The sequence below is a fragment of the Hymenobacter glacialis genome, from assembly GCF_001816165.1.
GTDB lineage: Bacteria > Bacteroidota > Bacteroidia > Cytophagales > Hymenobacteraceae > Hymenobacter > Hymenobacter glacialis.
This window is the reverse complement of sequence record NZ_MDZC01000046.1, coordinates 237560-255091: the sequence shown is the minus strand read 5'-3', so window position 1 is coordinate 255091 and position 17532 is coordinate 237560. Positions and strand designations below refer to the sequence as shown.

The following is a 17532-nucleotide window of genomic DNA, read 5'->3' as shown; positions in this document are numbered from 1 at the left end:
TGTAAAAGACAATAAGACCGTTAATTTGCGGTTTGCCCTACCACATTACTCATTGCCACTACCCGTGACTTACCAAGAAACACTGGCTTACCTCTACGACCAACTGCCCATGTTCCAGCGGGTGGGGGCTGCGGGTTACAAGAAAGGGCTGGGCAACACGCTAGCGCTGGCCGAAGCCATGGGGCACCCCGAACGAATGTTCCGGAGCGTGCACGTGGCCGGTACCAATGGCAAGGGAAGCAGTTCACATTTGTTATCTGCAGTATTGCAAGCTGCTGGTTATAAGGTAGGACTGTACACTTCGCCGCACTTGCGGGAGTTTACCGAGCGGGTACGAATAAATGGCCAGGAGCTAACGCCCGACTATCTGGTGGCGTGGGTGGCACGCTGGCGACCCTTGTTTGAGGAAATTCAGCCGTCGTTTTTTGAAATGTGCGTGGCGCTGGCTTTCTCATACTTTGCGGAGCAACGCGTGGATGTGGCCATTGTGGAAGTTGGCCTGGGCGGGCGTCTTGACTCCACCAACATCATCACGCCGCTGGTATCCCTAATCACCAACATAAGCTTCGACCACCAGGCGCTGTTGGGCAATACCCTGGTCGAAATAGCGGGCGAAAAAGCCGGCATCATCAAACCGGGCGTGCCCGTGGTGATTAGCCAGAACCAGCCGGAAGTGGCGGGCGTGTTTGAGCGCGAAGCAGCCGCTAAACTTGCTCATCTGGTCTATGCTGACCGGGTTTACCAGGCCGCGTTTGCCAACGGGCCTGCTCCGGAAGGGGCGTTGCGCGCCGTGGCCATTACGCAGCACGGCCGGCCGTATCTGCCCAATGTCGAGCTCGGCTTGCCCGGCGACTACCAGCTACTCAACTTGCCCGGCGTGCTGGCTACGCTGGATGAGCTCCGGGCACTGGGGTTCCGGCTCACGGAGGCTTCAATCCGTACCGGGCTCCGGCAGGTTACGCAGCTCACGAGCTTACGCGGCCGCTGGAGCATCATCGGCCGGCGCCCCACGGTGGTGTGCGACACTGCGCATAATGCGGCCGGCCTGCAATTGGTAATGGCGCAGCTACAGCGCTTGCCGCACCATACGCTGCACCTGGTGATTGGCGCGGTAAACGACAAAGACGTGGCCGGCATGCTCCAATTGCTGCCTTCGGCCGCCACCTATTATTTTTGTGCGGCCAACATCCCGCGAGCCCTGCCTGCCGGGCAGCTCGCGCTACAGGCTGCCGCCCTGGACCTGCGGGGCGAAGCCTACAACTCGGTGGCGGCGGCCGTGGCGGCCGCCCGTGCCGCGGCTCAGCCCGAGGATGTGGTGTTTATTGGTGGCAGCACGTTTGTAGTGGCCGAAGTCGAAGAGCTGTACTCCCTAGCCTAGTTGGCCATTTCCCCTAATTTATCATTCCATTACGTTACTATTTTGCCTCGCGTAAAACTCCACCGCTTCACCGACAATGCTTCCCGGCCCGATATAATTGAACCCGGCAAACCCGAATACGAGCAGCTGGGCGGCCGGTGGCGCACTGATTTCTTCCAAGTGCCCAACCCCGTAACCCTAGAAGTAGGCTGTGGCAAAGGTGAATACACGGTGGGCCTGGCTCAGCGGCATCCCTCTCGAAATTTCCTGGGCCTTGACATAAAAGGAGAGCGAATCTGGCGCGGCAGCACCCGCGCCGCCGAGATGGGATTAACCAACGTAGGATTCGTGCGCATGCGCGCCGAAGCGCTGGCGGCGCAGTTTGGCTCGGCCGAGTTAGATGAAATCTGGATTACTTTCCCGGACCCCCGCCCGCGGGACCGGGACATCAAACGGCGGTTGACTTCGCCCCGTTTTCTGGGTTTGTATGAGCAATTGCTGGTATCAGGTGGGCTGCTGCACCTCAAAACCGACAATGAAGGCCTGTTTGAGTATACACTGGAAACCCTGGCGGCTCGTCCGGGCACTACGGTTGAGCGCTTTACCCGTAATTTATACGCCGAGACGGCCGTTGAATTCGCTGAGGCCCAGGCTATTCAGACCAACTTCGAGAGTAAGTACCGCGCTGTGGGCGTGCCCATTAAATATGTGCAGTTCCGGCTGACGTAGGATAGAGCGTTTGAAATACAAAAAGGCCGGCTGCGTCCATTACAGTCGGCCTTTTGCGGGTAATGATGTCCGGTTGCGTTGCGGCCGCGCGCGTAGCAAAAGCGCGCCGGCCGCAACGCAGCCTGTGCTTAATCGATTTCCAAGGCTTCAAATACAGCCTCCAACTGGTCGAAGTCGCGCAGGCCGGGCTTTACTTCGTCGCCCGAAGGCAAAACGATTCCTGCCAAAGGCAGCAGGTTCACCAGCTCGCGGGCTTGTTCGGGGTGTAGGCCAGGGCCGAGCCAGAGCGGCCGCTGGGCGGCAATTTTATTCAGGTAGTCCAGGGTTTCAGTTGTCAGGGGCTCAACCAATTCCACCACCCAGCCCGTAGGAGCATTTGACAGGTATGGGTTGATGGCTACCGCGCCCACGGCCAGCTCCACGTACACGGGCGGGGCTATTTCAGCTAGCTCAGCCTCTGAGCGTGGCTGGCGCAAGAGCACGGCGTCGAGTGCGCAGGCTGCAGCTATGCTATTGATTTCGGGTGCCGTAAGCTGGTCGAACTCACCTATCAGTTCAACTCCGGCAATCCAGCCGGCGAGCTCCTGCACGGTCTTGGTGTTGAGGGCTCCGGGCAGGCTGGGGTCCAGGATAAAGGTGAGCTTGTCGGCTCCCATGCCTGCGCAGTAGCGGGCATCGGATAGGTTATTGATGCCACGGATGAGGAGGGGAACGAGGTGGGGCACTGGTTGAAGTTAATTAAGCAAATGGAGAAGGTGCGGCGCGCACGCCGGCCCGTAAGGGGTTCCGCGCAAAAGTAAAGCCGCCGGGCTGGCTAAGCCGCACCGGGGGAGCGAGTGGCGGCTGTATCTTCGCCCCATGAATATAACCCGTCGCGCACCGTTGCTGGCCCCGTCGTTTTTGGCCGCTGACCTAGCTAATCTGCAAGCGGAAACCGAGCGGCTCGCCGATAGCGCCGCCGACTGGCTGCACTTCGATGTGATGGACGGCCGCTTCGTGCCTAATATTTCCTTTGGCTTGCCGGTGCTGCAAGCCGTGGCCCGCCACGCCAAGCAGCCGCTCGATGTGCACCTGATGATAGAGGAGCCGCAGCACTATCTGTCGGCGTTCCGCGATGCGGGCGCCAGCATTATCACCGTGCACCTGGAAGCCTGCCCGCATTTGCACCGCGTGGTGCAGCAGATTAAGCAGCTGGGCTGCAAAGCTGGGGTGGCCCTCAACCCCCACACGCCGGTGGCCATGCTCGAAGACATTGCCGCCGACCTCGATGTGGTGCTCGTGATGTCCGTCAACCCCGGCTTTGGGGGCCAGGCCTTCATTCCCAACACCCTGAAAAAGGTGGCCATGCTGAAAGAGCTGCTCGTGGACGCTGGCTCTGATGCACTTATTGAAGTTGACGGCGGCGTGAGCCTGGACAATGCCGGCCCGCTGGTAGAAGCCGGGGCCGACGTGCTGGTGGCTGGCAATTTCGTGTTTAGCGCACCCGCAGGACCTGTGGCCACGCTGGCCAGCCTGCGCGACCACCTGGCCGGCCTGGAGCTGCGGGCCGATGGCTCGTCGTTGAGCCGCAGGCAATAGCCTGTCGGCTGGCTCGTTACTACCGCACCGTGAAAAAAAACGCTACGCCGGGTTGTCGTCAGTTAAGGGATAGAAAGTGGGGCCGCAAATTGCCGGCTGCCGCCGTGGGGGTGTTGCTGCTTCTGGCTACGGCCAGTAGCCAGGCCCAGGTTGTGCCGCCCGCTGAGGCACAGGCTCCGGCGGGCACCGTCACGCTTTTCGGCACCCTGGTGGACGCCAGCGGCCAGCCGCTGGAGCTGGCCGCGGTGGGAGTGGAGGGCCAGACTGGCGGAACCAACACCACGGCCGAAGGTGCTTTTTCGCTGCAGGTGCGGGTGCCGGCGCCCGGCCAGCCGGTGGTGCTGGTGGTGCGCCGGTTAGGCTACCTCACCATCCGCAAGTCTCTGCAGCTGCCGGCCGATGCCGCGCAAGCCCTGCGCCTGACCATGCAGCTCGATGCCCGCGCCTTGGGTAGCGTGCGCGTGGTGGGCCGGTCCGGCCAGGCCGATGAGCGCGAGCAGGTCAGCATCACCCGCATCGACCCTGGTTCGGCCAAGATAATTCCCTCTGCTTTTGGCGATTTCAATACCATTCTCAAAACCCTCCCCGGCGTCAGCGGCAACAACGAGCTGAGCAGCACTTACAACGTGCGCGGCGGCAACTACGACGAAAACCTCGTGTACGTCAACGGGTTTGAGATTTATCGACCCTTCCTTGTGACTGCGGCTCAACAGGAGGGCCTGAGCTTTATCAACCCCGATTTGGTGAAGCAGATTGAATTCAGCAGCGGCGGCTGGCAGCCCAAGTACGGCGATAAGCTGGCCTCGGTGCTGAGCGTGGACTACAAAACCCCCGAGAAATTCGCGGCTTCCCTCACGGGTAGCCTGGTAGGCGGGGCCGCCCACGCCGAAGCCCGTTCGGCCAATGGCCGGGTGAGCTACCTGGCTGGGGTGCGCTACAAAAATGCGCAGTACGTGCTGCGCTCGTTGCGGCAGGCCCAGGGCGGCTACAACCCCACGTTCTACGACGCGCAGGCCTTCGTCAACATCGGCCTGGGCCGCAAAGACGACATGCAGCGCACCACCCTGGGGCTGATGGGCGTGCTGGCCCACAACGACTACCGCTTTTCGCCCGAAACCGGCCAGGCTACGTTTTCTACCGGCACCAATCAGTTTACGCGGGTTTTTATTGGCTACGGTGGCCGCGAGCGGATGCAATTCGATACCTATCAGTCGGGCCTGAACCTAAAGCACGATTTTTCGTCCCAGCTGCAGGTCGAAGTGTTGGGCTCGGCCCTTATTTCGCGCGAGTTTGAGCTGCGCGACGTGGAAGCGGCCTACACTTTTGCTGACATCAACCGCGACCCCAATTCCCCGGAGTTCAACCAGCCCCAACGGCAGCGCGACATCGGGTCGCAGTACAAGCACTCGCGCAACTTTCTTACCGCCCGCATCTTCACCGCCGAAACCAGGGGCCGTTGGGTGCCAACTGGCAGCCATACCGTGCGCTGGGGTGCCAAAATCGGCCGTGAAAAAGTAGCGGACAAACTTGACGAGTACAGCTTTGCCGACTCAGCCGACTTTGTGCCCGACGCCCGGCGCCTGCGCCTGCGTAGCGATTTGAGCCTGCTCAGCACCCGCAGCCAGGGCTTTTTGCAGGATACCTGGGCCCTGGATTCCCTGCGCACGCTCACCTACGGGGCCCGGGCGCATTACTGGACCACCAACGGCCAGCTGGTTGTCAGCCCGCGGGTGCAATTCTCACAAATCAGCGCGAGCCACCCCAACCGGTCTTTTAAGGCGGCGGTGGGCGCGTACTACCAGCCGCCGTTCTACCGCGAGCTGCGCGACCAGCAAACCACCCAGCTCGGCGTGCAGGAAGGATTTTTGAATCCGGCGCTGCGCGCCCAGAAGTCTTATCACTTTATTATGGGCCGCGACCTCAGCTTTCAGAAGTTCGGCCGTCCGTTCAAGCTCACCACCGAGGCCTATTACAAGTACCTCACCGACGTGGTGCCCTACGATGTGGACAATGTGCGCCTGCGCTACTTCGCCAAAAACAACGCCACCGCCTACGCTGCCGGGTTTGATGCCCGCGTGAGCGGCGAGTTTGTGAAAGGGGCGGAGTCGTGGTTCAGCCTGGGCCTGCTCACCACCCGCGAGAATGTGGAAGGCGATTCCATCAGCACCTTCGACCGGAACGGCCAGCTGATAAGCCGCGACGCCAAAGGCTACATCCGCCGCCCGCAGGACCAGCGGCTGAACCTGGGCGTATTCTTCCAGGACCACTTGCCGAACAACCCCTCGGTGCGCGGCTACGTGAACGTGGTGTTTGGGACGGGTCTGCCGTTCACGCCACCCAATCAGCCTGATTTGCGCGGTACCAATGCCCTGTCCACCAATTACACCCGCGTCGACCTGGGATTTTCCAAGGTGATTGGACTAAAAAACAACAATGCCCCCAAAGCCCACATCTACAGCTACGAGAGCCTGTGGCTGGGGCTGGAGGTACTGAACGTGCTGGCGGCAAACAATGTGGGCGGCTATAACTACCTGCAGGACGTGAACGGCGTCACTTATTCGGTGCCAAACTACCTTTCGCAGCGAGTGGTAAATCTGAAGCTCATTGCCCGTTTTTAAGCCACTGCAACGGACATTATTTCCAGGCTGAACACCCCGAGGCAGGGTAATGGAACGGGGCTCAGAGCTTAAAAACGGCAGAATTATGGGATTGACAGCCAATGGCTAATAATTTGCTTAAATGATAGGTAATGACTTGTGATTCTGCCAATTTCACTGTTAGTTGCTGAATCTGTTGAAAACTATTTTTTCACGCAGCGCAAACATTCGTTGCCCTCTGCGGGTATGAAGTTGCGAAATGGATTAGTGCCGACTATGCTCGTTGGTTCCATTTTCTGGCCTACCTTTGCCATCAGATGTCTCCTTCAGCTCCCCTGTTTTGCTTTTATGCAAGTGCCGCACCGGCGTTCCGTGCGGTTGCAGGCCATGTCGTAGCTGCGGGTGCCCACCATCGCCACCACCATCTGTGGGAGGCCGGGTTGTGTGCCGGGTGCTAAGCTAGCACCAGCCGCCCGTGTCTCCACCTCCGCCTCCGGAGCGGTACGCGCCGGGCATCAGCCAACTTATTTTTTCGGGTGGGTTTGTAAGTCGGTTTTGCACCGCTTCCAGCGCTATTCTCGGCTCCAGCCGGGTACGGCCCGCCACAACTACCATTCATGCTACGTTTAGCCATTCAAAAGTCCGGTCGCCTCAGCGAGGACTCCCTTGCCCTCATTCGCGAGTGCGGCATCAACTTCATCAGCAGCTCTTACAAGCTCAAAACGGAAGCCACCAATTTCCCCCTCGAAATCCTGTTTCTGCGCGACGACGACATCCCGGGCTATGTGCAGGATGGCGTGGCCGACCTGGGCATAGTGGGCCAGAACGTGCTGGTCGAAGCCGGTTTTCCCGGCTTGGAGGTTGAAGCGTTGGGCTTCAGCAAGTGCCGCCTGAGCCTGGCCGTGCCCCGCGCCGATGCTTACGCCTCCATCGATGCCTTACAGGGCAAAAACATCGCCACCTCGTACCCCAACATCCTGGGCCGTTACCTGGCCGAAAACGGCGTGCAGGCGCACCTGCACACCATTAGCGGGTCGGTTGAAATTGCGCCCAGCATCGGGCTGGCCGAAGCCATCTGCGACATTGTCAGCAGCGGTTCCACGCTGCTCGGCAATGGCCTGCGCGAGGTAGAAACCGTGTTTCGTTCCGAGGCCGTGCTCATCGCCCAGCCCAATCTCACGGCCGAGCAAAAAGACCTGCTCGAGCAGCTGCGGTTCCGCATGCAGGCCGTGCGCCGGGCCAAGCGCAGCAAGTACATCGTTCTCAATGCGCCCATTTCGGCCCTGGAGGAAGTACGTCGCCTGCTGCCCGGCATCAAGTCGCCCACCGTTACGCCGCTGGCCGAGGCTGGTTGGGTGTCAGTGCAGTCGGTGGTGCAGGAAGACGATTTCTGGCACATCACCAGCCAGCTAAAGGCCGTGGGTGCCGAGGGCATTCTGGTGTTGCCCATTGAAAAAATGATTGCCTAGCCGTTTCGCCATGCAAGTCTATTCCTATCCCGACCCCAGCACCTGGCCTGGCTTGCTGCAGCGCCCCGCCGCCGCCGAGGCCCCGCAGGTAGCGGCTCGGGTGCGCAGCATTTTCACCCAGGTGCAGGAGCAGGGCGATGATGCCCTGCGCGCCCTGGCCCTGGAGCTTGATAAAGCCACTGTGGGGGAGTTGCGGGTTTCAAATGCGGAGTTTGCCGCCGCTGCCGCCCAAGTACCCGCCGAGCTGCAAACGGCCATTATGCAGGCCAAAGCCAACATTGAAGCTTTTCACGCTGCCCAGCGCGACCCCGAGCTGCGCGTGGAAACCCTGCCTGGCGTGGCGTGCTCGCGCCGGTCGGTGCCGGTGCAGCGCGTGGGCCTGTATGTGCCGGGCGGCTCGGCTCCCTTGTTCAGCACTCTGCTTATGCTGGGAGTGCCAGCCCGGTTGGCCGGCTGCCCCGAAGTAGTGGTGTGCACCCCGCCCCAGGCCGATGGCTCGGTGAGCCCGATTATCCTGTTTGTGGCCCAGCTGCTTGGTATTGATACCGTGGTAAAAGCCGGCGGGGCGCAGGCCGTGGCGGCACTGGCCCTTGGTACCGATTCTGTGCCAGCCGTTGATAAGATATTTGGGCCGGGCAACCGCTACGTAACGGCGGCCAAGCAGCATGCTGCCGCCGAATACGGCGTGGCCATCGACATGCCGGCCGGTCCCTCGGAAGTGCTCGTGGTGGCAGATGCCTCGGCTACGCCCGCTTTCGTGGCGGCTGATTTGCTGTCGCAGGCCGAGCACGGACCGGATTCACAGGTGGTTCTGCTCAGCGACTCTGCCGGTATCATTGAGGGGGTGCAGGCGGAGCTGGAACGCCAGCTGGCCACGCTGCCCCGGCGGGACCTGGCCGCCACGGCGCTGGCTAATAGCCGCGCGCTGCTGCTGGAAGACGCCCAGGCCATGCTGCGTTTCTCCAACCTTTATGCCCCTGAGCACCTGATTCTGGCCACTGACCAAGCCGAAGAACTGGCAGCCCAGGTGACCAACGCGGGGTCCGTGTTCTTAGGGCACCTCACACCTGAGGCAGTGGGCGACTACGCCTCCGGCACCAACCACACCCTGCCAACGGGCGGGTACGCCCGCCAGTACAGCGGTGTCTCGCTTGATTCTTTCGTTAAGAAAATCACCTTTCAGCGGCTCACGGAGGCCGGCCTGCGCACCCTGGGCCCTGTGGTGGAAACCATGGCCGAGGCCGAAGGATTGTCGGCCCACGCCCGCGCCGTCAGTGTGCGCCTGGCATCATTGGGAGTAGCTGGTTCCGCCGCGCCGCGTGCAGAGGTGGTTGCAACTGTGAATCCTTACGCTGGCCTGATTCGGGCCAGTGTGGAGCGCATGCAGGCTTATTCCTCGGCTCGGGATGAGTTTGAAGGAATGGCGGCCGTGATGCTTGATGCCAATGAGAACAGCCTGGGCTCGGTGGGTCCCGATGATTTCAGCCGCTACCCCGACCCGCACCAACGCGCCATCAAAGGGGAGCTGGCCCGTCTGAAAGGCGTGCGGCCGGAGAATATTTTTCTCGGCAATGGCTCCGATGAAGCCATCGATTTGCTTGTTCGGCTGGCGTGCACACCCGGCCAGGACAGCATTGTGGTGTGCCCGCCTACCTACGGCATGTACGAGGTAGCCGCAAACCTGAACGATGTGCGCGTGGAGCGGCTCCTGCTCACGTCCGACTTCCAGCTGCCGGCCAATGCGGCCAACGTACTGGCAGCATCCAAAGCCAAAATAGTGTTTCTGTGCTCGCCCAATAACCCAACTGGCAACCTACTTGCTCAAGACGCTCTGGAAACCATCCTGAACTCGTTTCAGGGGTTTGTGGTGGTTGATGAAGCGTATGCCGACTTTGCTGATGTCCCGAGCTGGATTACGCGCCTGGCGGAGTTTCCGCGCCTGGTGGTGCTCCAGACCTTCTCGAAGGCCTGGGGACTGGCCGGCCTGCGGCTGGGCGTGGCGTACGCCGCTCCGGCCGTCATCACCTACTTCAACAAAATAAAGCCTCCGTATAACATCTCCGCTGCCACGCAACAGCACGCGCTGGCCGCTATCGACGCAGCCACCCAATTGACGGAAATGCAAGCCGAGCTGCTACAGGGCCGTGAGCTGCTGAATAACGCCTTGCCCGCGCTGACCATCGTGGAGCACGTATTTCCTTCGGATGCCAACTTTCTTCTGGTGCGCTTTAGCGTAAATGCCACGGCGGTATACGACCAGCTGCAGGCTCGTGGCATCGTGGTTAGAAACCGCACCAGCCAGCCCGGCTGCGCCGGGTGCTTGCGGCTGACAGTGGGCACCAATGCCGAAAACGCTCAGTTACTGGCGGCGCTGCAGGAGATAGGAGCAGCATGGCCCGCCTCGAAAGCCACTGCCCAGTAAGCGCACCAGCGCTATTACCCATTCGCATTCTAGATTAACACACGTTTTGAAAAAGGCCCTCTTTATTGACCGCGACGGCACCATTCTCTTGGAGCCGCAGCCCAGCCAGCAGGTAGACAGCCTGGAAAAGTTCGCGTTTCTGCCCGGCTGCATTAGTGCGTTGGCCCGTATTGCCCGCGACCTGCCCGAGTACGAGCTGGTGCTCGTGACCAACCAGGACGGCTTGGGCACCGCCAGTTTCCCGGAAGACACGTTCTGGCCGCCGCACCGGCTGATGCAGGAAATTCTGGCCGGCGAAGGCGTACACTTTGCCACCGAATTGATTGACCGCAGCTTTCCGCACGAGAACCTGGAAACTCGCAAGCCCCGCACCGGCTTGCTGGGACACTACCTGGACCCGGCCAATGAATACGACCTCGCTAACTCCTATGTGATTGGCGACCGATTGACCGATGTAGAGTTGGCCGTTAATCTGGGTAGCCGCGCTATCCTGATAGGAGAGGAGCCCGACGCCCGCGCCGCCCTCACCACCAGCAGTTGGGACGCCATCTACCAGCACCTGCGCTACCCGGCACGAATTGCGGTTATAGAGCGTAATACCAACGAAACGCAGATTACCATTAACCTCAACCTGGATGGTTCCGGCAAAACGGATATTCATACCGGGCTGGGTTTCTTCGACCACATGCTGGAGCAGTTGGGACGGCACAGCGGTGTTGATTTACACATTCGTGTAAATGGCGATTTGCATATTGACGAGCACCATACGGTAGAGGACACCGCTTTGGCCTTGGGTACGGCTTTCTCCCAGGCCTTGGGCGACAAGCGCGGCCTGGCCCGCTACGGTTTCCTGTTGCCCATGGACGAAGCCCTGGCTCAGGCTGCTATTGATTTTGCCGGCCGCCCGTGGCTGGTTTGGGATGCGCAGTTCAAGCGGGAGCGGGTTGGTGATTTGCCCACTGAGCTGTTCTTCCACTTCTTTAAGTCCTTTACCGACAACTCCCGGGCTACTCTCAATATCTCCTGTACTGGCGACAACGAGCATCATAAGATAGAAGCCATATTCAAAGCCGTTGCCAAGGCCATAAAGATGGCTCTCCAGCGCGATGAGTCGGCGGGTATTCCCAGCACTAAGGGAATTTTGTAGAGCTTCATCATTTCACAAATGGATTATAGTCTATGTGTGGTATGTATATCCAAATGAATAAAATCTGTTCTCATGGAAATTGCGGTAGTTGACTATAAAGGTGGCAACGTCCAATCGGTATTGTTTGCGTTGGAGCGTTTGGGCGCTCAGGCGACTCTTACTGCCGACCCGGAAATCCTGCGTAAAGCCGATAAGGTCCTCTTTCCCGGTGAGGGCGAAGCTGCGTCGGCCATGGAGGCGTTGCGGGCAGCGGGCCTGCACAAAGTTCTGCCTACCCTCACTCAACCCTTTCTGGGTATTTGCTTGGGCATGCAGCTACTGGGCCAGCACAGCGAAGAGAATGATACGCCCTTGCTGGGACTATTGCCCTTCAACGTGAAGCGGTTCGTACCCAATACCACGCACAAGGTCCCGCATATGGGTTGGAACAACTTGCAGGACCTGCAAGGGCCATTGTTTGCGGGCCTGACAGATGCCGACCACGTGTACTTTGTGCACAGCTACTATGCGCCAGTGGGGAATTACACCACCGCTCAGGCAAGCCATCCGGCCCCGTTTAGTGCAGCGGTGCAGCACGGCAACTTCCATGGCGTGCAGTTCCACACCGAGAAAAGCGGCGCGGTAGGCACGCGCATCCTTGCCAATTTTCTGAGCCTGTAAGTTTATCTCGTTTCATTATTTCTGCGACTGTTTTGGAAATTATCCCTGCTATCGACCTGGTCAATGGCCAATGCGTGCGGCTCAGTGCCGGCGACTTTGCGCGGCAAACCACCTACGATTCCGACCCGGTGGCTGTGGCCCAACGCTTTGCTGATGCGGGCATGCGGCGCCTGCACCTTGTGGACCTGGACGGAGCCCGGGCCGGGCATCCGGTCAATCTGGGGGTTCTGGAGGCTATTGCCAATGCGACAACCCTGGACATTGACGCCGGCGGCGGCATCCAGACGCACGCCTCCCTAACGCAGGTTCTCGATGCGGGTGCCCAGCACGTTACGGCTGGTAGCCTGGCCGTGCGCGAAAAACCCACCGTGGACGCCTGGCTGGCCCAGTACGGCGCCGATACCATCTTTATCGGCGCCGATTTCAAGGGCGAGCACATCATGATTAATGCGTGGGCCGACAAGAGTGCCCTGACTTTAGTGGACTTTATCGCGACCTATCTGGACGCTGGGGCCAGTACGTTCATCTGCACCGACGTCAGCAAGGATGGGCTTCTGCAGGGCCCTTCCCTGGAAATTTATCAGTCGCTGATTAAGCAGTTTCCTGCGGCCCGGTTCGTGGCCAGTGGCGGCGTTACCACCATTGCCGACGTGGAGGCTCTTGCTGCTGCGGGCATGCACGGAGCTATTATCGGCAAGGCTTTGTACGAAGGCACCATCAAGCTGCCTGACCTAAAGCCCTTTTTATAGAATCTGCCTCTTCGGCACCATCAATCACTTTAATACTATTCACCGTGGTTAAAAAGCGACTTATTCCCTGCCTTGACGTGCGTGATGGCCGAACCGTAAAAGGCATTCAGTTCGAGGGCCTGCGCGATGCCGGGGACCCCATCTCCCTGGCGGCCCGCTATGCCCAGGAAGGAGCCGATGAGTTGGTGTTTCTGGACATTACGGCCACCAACCAGCGCCGGCAGCCCCTCACGCACCTGGTGCGTGATGTGGCCAGGGTATTGGACATTCCCTTTACTGTCGGTGGTGGCATCAGCACGGTTGCCGACGTGGAGGCCCTGCTAATGAGCGGTGCCGACAAGGTATCCATCAACTCAGCAGCTTTGGCGCGCCCGGGTCTCATCTCGGAACTAGCGCGCCGCTTTGGCTCGCAGTGCGTGGTGGTGGCTGTTGATGCCCGCTTGGTTGAACAGGAATGGCAGGTGATGACCCGGGCGGGTACCGTGGCTACCGGACGCCAAGCGGTGGACTGGTGCCGGGAAGCCGCTGACCTGGGAGCTGGCGAGCTGCTGCTTACTTCCATGAGCCACGATGGTACCAAAGCCGGTTTTGCCCTGGAACTCACGCGCGCCGTGAGCGAGGCGGTGCCCGTACCGGTTATTGCGTCGGGAGGCGCCGGTCAGCCATCTGATTTTACGGCCGTATTCAAGGCAGGAGGCGCAGACGCGGCCCTGGCAGCTAGTATTTTTCACTTCAATGAAACGGCGTTGCCCGCCTTGAAGCAGTATTTGCACGCCGAGGGCATTGCCATTCGGTTATAAAAAAGGCGCATTACCTGACCAACGTTCCCCATGACTTCTGATACCTTAACTCCGTCATCGTTGCGCTTTGATGCAACTACCGGCCTATTGCCCGCCATCATTCAGGATGCAGACACCGGGCAGGTGCTTATGCTCGGCTATATGAATGCCGAGGCGTGGGAGCGCACCCAGACGGATGGTAAAGTGACGTTTTTTTCGCGTTCCAAAAACCGCTTATGGGTGAAAGGGGAGAGCAGCGGTAATTACTTGACGGTTATTAGCCTGCATGTCGATTGTGATGCCGATACCATTTTGGTGCGGGCTGTGCCGGCGGGCCCCACCTGCCACCGCGGCACCACCAGCTGCTTCGAACAAGTGGGCCAGTCTGCCGTGCCGGCTGCGCCCGTCGGCTTTTTAGCCGAGTTGGAGCGGCTCGTTGTGGAGCGGCACCAGTTTCCGGAGCGTGCGCCCACGTCTTACACGGTTTCGCTTTTTAAGAAAGGCATGCCCAAAATCGCCCAGAAAGTAGGAGAGGAGGCCGTGGAAACGGTTATTGATGCCGTGGGCGGAAACCGCGCCAGCTTGCCTGGCGAAGTTGCTGACCTGCTCTACCACTTGTTGGTTTTGCTCGTAGCTGCTGGCGTGCCGCTACAGGAAGTAATAGCGGTGCTGCAAGAGCGTCACCGACTGCCCAACACCCGGCATTTAACCGAAGGCTAAAATCAGTGGTAGTTGAACAAAGCAAAGGCCCTTCTATATAGGTTAGAAGGGCCTTTGCTTTGTTACGCAATTAAAGTCAAAGAGAATTCAACTGGCGTTTAATCTTTTGTAGAAGAGCTATTGCAATTGCAATGTCGTCTTCGTCAGTAATCGAAAGTAGTGTGTTAACCCCGGGGCCGCTCACCTGGATTTGGTATGTCGTGGTGGATGTTTGGGGTACATCTATGTTCGGTGCCTGCACGGGCTGATGGGCACTAGGGCCAGATGCATGGAGGTTTGGCGTGTGGGGCATACTGGGCGCTTCGTATTCTTCTTCCCGGGGTATTTGAGCCGAGGTTCTTTCATCACTATCCGGGCGTAGCAGTCCAAATAAGCTTGCTATTGCATCTGGGCGGAACTGGTCATGAGATGTCTGCTTGGTAGTGGTTCTACCCGCTGCATAAGTCTCAGGGGCTGGGGATGTACTGGACTCAATTGATGCAAAAGAATCCTCGTGTTGGTTGCTGGACACCAGGCGCTGTTCCGGTTGGTCAGAAGCAGTTTCAGGGGCTGGTCGAAAGGAATTGGTGCTCGGTGGCGGGCTTGCCAGTTCGCGGCGCGGACCAGGCCGGTTAGCTTGTGCGTCGATGTCGGCAACGATGTTGTGTTCGTCCAGTAGGCCCACCATTCGGCAGCCCTCCACAAACGCCTTGGCCACCCCTTGGGCGTTAATTTCCTCTACTGCGAATTCCCGAATCAGCATGACGTCCAGCATTTGAACGGGCAGTTCGCGACCGCGAAACTTACGGCAAAGTTGGGTGAAAAGGGGAGGTGTGAGAAACGCTTCTCTATGAAACAGCAGTTCCTCTTGTTTATCATAAGCGTGTTTGATTCGCTTAAAGAGGGTGGTTGTTGTGAGAAGGTCCCGTTTGCTGGTCAACAGCCCAAACTTAACTGCTGAGCCAATTATAGCTTTAAAAGACCCACTGACCTTGCGATTCAATTTGCGGGCGGCAGTTTCAATCGCACACTTCCCTCCGGTATCGTCTGTTATTTCGGCTAGTTCCCAAGCTCCCGCATAGGTAGTTCTCGGGTAGTCTATCAATTTAGGCATGTTACTCAAAGGTATAGTTACAAGGGGTTTAAACGGAGTAAAAACAAGGAAGTTATAAAGTATAAAAAAGTATAACTTTAAATAAGATTTTATACTATCTTATACTTTATTACAACTGCACTTGTGAGTAAGTAAGCTTAGCCAGCAGCAAATCTTTAAAGAAATAAGGCAATAGGAGAGTGCTTATGAAATGCTTTTGCTACTACTTAGGGGGGTATAAAAAAAATGCCTATTACAAACTGCATACTATGCTTATGAAAAACTTTTAAGCTATAGCTTCATTTGAAACTAAAGTATCTGAGCAATGGTGCAACCTAAAGATTAGAGGTTATAGACTTTAATCTTTAGTTGTCAGTATAATAAAGCACAAAAACTAGTTACGATTTGATTACTTTTTTGTGCTATTTAATTTGATAATTTGTTTTACCTTCTATTAAATAGCAGAATCCTAACCATTGATTACACACAACTAACCTAAAGCCTAAAGCAAACACCACATAGGAGCGAACATAACCTAAAGGCTTTGTGAATTTGCACAACAACACTTGCTAGGTGTAGGCAAGCGAGAAGCCATAGAATGTGGGTCGAATCAACCCGTATAAACTTTAACTACAACCTTATTACAAGGTCAATTAAAGCGTAAAAGAAGCCAGGCAATAAGACCCGTTGCGAAAGAATTCATATCCGTTTGCTGAAGCATATCTACCACAGGAGTAAACTTGCACAAAAAAGCAATCGAGATGCTATAGCTACGCTCAGCATAACGTTCTCAAATCATCATACTTGCTGCACGCGTGTAGTCTAGCATATACAGCTACTATTTATATTAATGAGCACAAATCGGGTCAGGGCTAAAAACTTACAACAAATACGGTCTGTCTTATAATTTATATTATGTTAAGTAGCAGCTGATTTAAGTGTCACTTACCCACGAAAAAGCCCACCCAAATAATTGGGTGGGCTTTTTAACACTCAATATTTAACCTCTACTTCCCTGCTTTAAGTTTAGCATTCAAACGGTCAGAATCAGCGTTGCGTCCCAAACGGAAATATACTTTCTGCAACGAGGTCATTGTATTACGGTCGTCTGGCTGCAACTCGAGCGCCTTTTCGAAGTATGGAACCGACGCTTCGAAAAATTTCTTGCCTTCCGTCTCAAACTTCTTACCTGACACCCGGTAGGTCTTCAAATCCATTTTGCTGGCTTTGGTGTAGGCGTCAGCAGCACGGTTGTAGTTATACACACCCAGGTTAAATTGAGCGTCAAAGTTGTTCGCATCCAACTCAATGGCTTTGCGGTAATCAGCCACCGCCAACTCGGTTTTCTTTTGCTGGTCGTAGAGCGAACCACGAACCGCATAAAGGTTAGAGTTTGAAGGGTCGGCTGCAATTGACTTATTAATCTTACCAAGCGCGTCCTCACCTTTCCCGCTTGCCAGAGAAACGTTCAAGTCTTCCAGCATGAATGACTTGTTATTTGGATAAGCGGCAAGTGCTTGCTGCAGTATTTTGGCAGCGGCAGCATTGTCGTTCTCCTGCTTTGCCATTTGGAGCAAGCGCGAATACAGGACTACGGACTTGTAGTTCATGCCAAGCAGCTGATTATAGCTAGCCCGAGCTCCGGCAAAATCCTGTTTAGCCTCCGAAGCGTAGGCTGAATACAACACGGCAGTTGTATCCTGCGGCTTCATCTGCGACGCCATTTTATAGCTGGCAATGGCTTTATCGTATTCCTTGGCGTTGTAGCTGTTCACGGCATCATTAAATGCCTGGCCGTAAAGGCTCTCCACTTTGGCTACCGCTTGCTTGCCAAATTCGCCGGTTTTAGAATCGAGCTCAATGGTTTTATTGTATGACTCGTAAGCCTTCTGCAGGCCTTCGCCACCCTGGAGCTGCTTGCCGTAAATGGGGCTTTCCAACATGCCCTGATAAATCTCGCCGCGCGTGTACCACGTTTTGGCTTTGCCACTGGTTTTCTCGTTCACAATGGCCTTGTCTATTTCAACGCGGGCTTTGTCGAGCAAACCCGAACGCTGGTTAAGGATGGCATTAGTGACTGCTGAATTTTGAGCCGACACCACTGCTGGCAAACCAGCGACCAAAAAGGTGGCTGCTGCAAACGTCAAAAAAGTCTTCTTCATATGATTCGAAATATGCTCCGCTCCTCTCCGTTGTGCTTAATAATCAACAGAAAAAGCCAAAGCTGAATGAATGGGTGGAAAAGAAAGTGTG

The 17532-nt window shown here is 57.1% G+C and carries 14 protein-coding genes; 11 read left to right on the top strand and 3 right to left on the bottom strand.

Annotated features, from left to right (window positions below):
- The first annotated feature begins 64 nt into the window (after positions 1–64).
- Both BEN48_RS05625 and trmB read left to right on the top strand, forming a co-directional pair.
- Positions 65–1378, top strand: a complete 1314-nt coding sequence (locus BEN48_RS05625) for a bifunctional folylpolyglutamate synthase/dihydrofolate synthase (protein ID WP_070733645.1) — start codon at positions 65–67, stop codon at positions 1376–1378.
- A 42-nt stretch (positions 1379–1420) separates the two neighbouring features.
- The gene (trmB, locus tag BEN48_RS05620) at positions 1421–2086 is read left to right on the top strand and encodes a tRNA (guanosine(46)-N7)-methyltransferase TrmB (RefSeq protein ID WP_070733607.1); all 666 of its coding nucleotides are present in this window, start codon (positions 1421–1423) and stop codon (positions 2084–2086) included.
- Between the two features lie 128 nt (positions 2087–2214).
- Here trmB and BEN48_RS05615 read toward each other — a convergent pair whose 3' ends face one another.
- Positions 2215–2811, bottom strand: a complete 597-nt coding sequence (locus BEN48_RS05615) for a beta/alpha barrel domain-containing protein (protein WP_070733606.1) — start codon at positions 2809–2811, stop codon at positions 2215–2217.
- A 133-nt stretch (positions 2812–2944) separates the two neighbouring features.
- On the opposite strand from BEN48_RS05615, the gene rpe reads away from it, so the two are divergent.
- The 9 genes from rpe to hisIE all read left to right on the top strand — a co-directional run bounded on the left by rpe (position 2945) and on the right by hisIE (position 14207).
- Positions 2945–3664: a ribulose-phosphate 3-epimerase gene (rpe, locus tag BEN48_RS05610; RefSeq protein ID WP_070733605.1), complete on the top strand. Its 720-nt coding sequence runs from the start codon at positions 2945–2947 to the stop codon at positions 3662–3664.
- A gap of 29 nt (positions 3665–3693) precedes the next feature.
- Positions 3694–6282 carry a TonB-dependent receptor gene (locus BEN48_RS05605; RefSeq protein ID WP_083320786.1) on the top strand — a complete coding sequence of 863 codons (2589 nt, stop codon included), beginning with the start codon at positions 3694–3696 and terminating at the stop codon, positions 6280–6282.
- Between the two features lie 596 nt (positions 6283–6878).
- Positions 6879–7730, top strand: a complete 852-nt coding sequence (hisG, locus tag BEN48_RS05600) for an ATP phosphoribosyltransferase (RefSeq protein ID WP_070733604.1) — start codon at positions 6879–6881, stop codon at positions 7728–7730.
- A 10-nt stretch (positions 7731–7740) separates the two neighbouring features.
- Positions 7741–10152 carry a histidinol dehydrogenase gene (gene hisD, locus BEN48_RS20045; protein ID WP_317043678.1) on the top strand — a complete coding sequence of 804 codons (2412 nt, stop codon included), beginning with the start codon at positions 7741–7743 and terminating at the stop codon, positions 10150–10152.
- Between the two features lie 46 nt (positions 10153–10198).
- Positions 10199–11299, top strand: a complete 1101-nt coding sequence (hisB, locus tag BEN48_RS05590; protein ID WP_070733603.1) for a bifunctional histidinol-phosphatase/imidazoleglycerol-phosphate dehydratase HisB — start codon at positions 10199–10201, stop codon at positions 11297–11299.
- Between the two features lie 72 nt (positions 11300–11371).
- Positions 11372–11959 (top strand): imidazole glycerol phosphate synthase subunit HisH, encoded by a 588-nt coding sequence (gene hisH / locus BEN48_RS05585; protein ID WP_070733602.1) that lies wholly within the window; start codon positions 11372–11374, stop codon positions 11957–11959.
- Positions 11960–11991: 32 nt separating this feature from the next.
- Positions 11992–12708 (top strand): 1-(5-phosphoribosyl)-5-[(5-phosphoribosylamino)methylideneamino]imidazole-4-carboxamide isomerase, encoded by a 717-nt coding sequence (hisA, locus tag BEN48_RS05580; RefSeq protein WP_070733601.1) that lies wholly within the window; start codon positions 11992–11994, stop codon positions 12706–12708.
- Positions 12709–12752: 44 nt separating this feature from the next.
- The gene (hisF, locus tag BEN48_RS05575; protein ID WP_070733600.1) at positions 12753–13508 is read left to right on the top strand and encodes an imidazole glycerol phosphate synthase subunit HisF; all 756 of its coding nucleotides are present in this window, start codon (positions 12753–12755) and stop codon (positions 13506–13508) included.
- A gap of 30 nt (positions 13509–13538) precedes the next feature.
- A complete protein-coding gene (gene hisIE, locus BEN48_RS05570) occupies positions 13539–14207 on the top strand; it encodes a bifunctional phosphoribosyl-AMP cyclohydrolase/phosphoribosyl-ATP diphosphatase HisIE (protein WP_070733599.1) in 669 nt (222 codons plus the stop codon).
- 76 nt (positions 14208–14283) lie between these two features.
- Here hisIE and BEN48_RS05565 read toward each other — a convergent pair whose 3' ends face one another.
- Both BEN48_RS05565 and BEN48_RS05560 read right to left on the bottom strand, forming a co-directional pair.
- On the bottom strand, positions 14284–15300 hold the full coding sequence (locus BEN48_RS05565; RefSeq protein WP_070733598.1) for a hypothetical protein: 1017 nt from the start codon (positions 15298–15300) through the stop codon (positions 14284–14286).
- 986 nt (positions 15301–16286) lie between these two features.
- On the bottom strand, positions 16287–17441 hold the full coding sequence (locus BEN48_RS05560) for a tetratricopeptide repeat protein (protein WP_070733597.1): 1155 nt from the start codon (positions 17439–17441) through the stop codon (positions 16287–16289).
- Positions 17442–17532 lie beyond the last annotated feature (91 nt).

What these genes read in the sequence shown, in the direction of transcription:
- rpe (WP_070733605.1), top strand. Translation starts at nt 2,945, where the DNA reads ATGAATATAACCCGTCGCGCACCGTTGCTGGCCCCGTCGTTTTTGGCC.
- hisG (WP_070733604.1), top strand. Translation starts at nt 6,879, where the DNA reads ATGCTACGTTTAGCCATTCAAAAGTCCGGTCGCCTCAGCGAGGACTCC.
- hisD (WP_317043678.1), top strand. Translation starts at nt 7,741, where the DNA reads ATGCAAGTCTATTCCTATCCCGACCCCAGCACCTGGCCTGGCTTGCTG.
- hisH (WP_070733602.1), top strand. Translation starts at nt 11,372, where the DNA reads ATGGAAATTGCGGTAGTTGACTATAAAGGTGGCAACGTCCAATCGGTA.
- hisIE (WP_070733599.1), top strand. Translation starts at nt 13,539, where the DNA reads ATGACTTCTGATACCTTAACTCCGTCATCGTTGCGCTTTGATGCAACT.
- BEN48_RS05565 (WP_070733598.1), bottom strand. Translation starts at nt 15,300, where the DNA reads ATGCCTAAATTGATAGACTACCCGAGAACTACCTATGCGGGAGCTTGG.
- BEN48_RS05560 (WP_070733597.1), bottom strand. Translation starts at nt 17,441, where the DNA reads ATGAAGAAGACTTTTTTGACGTTTGCAGCAGCCACCTTTTTGGTCGCT.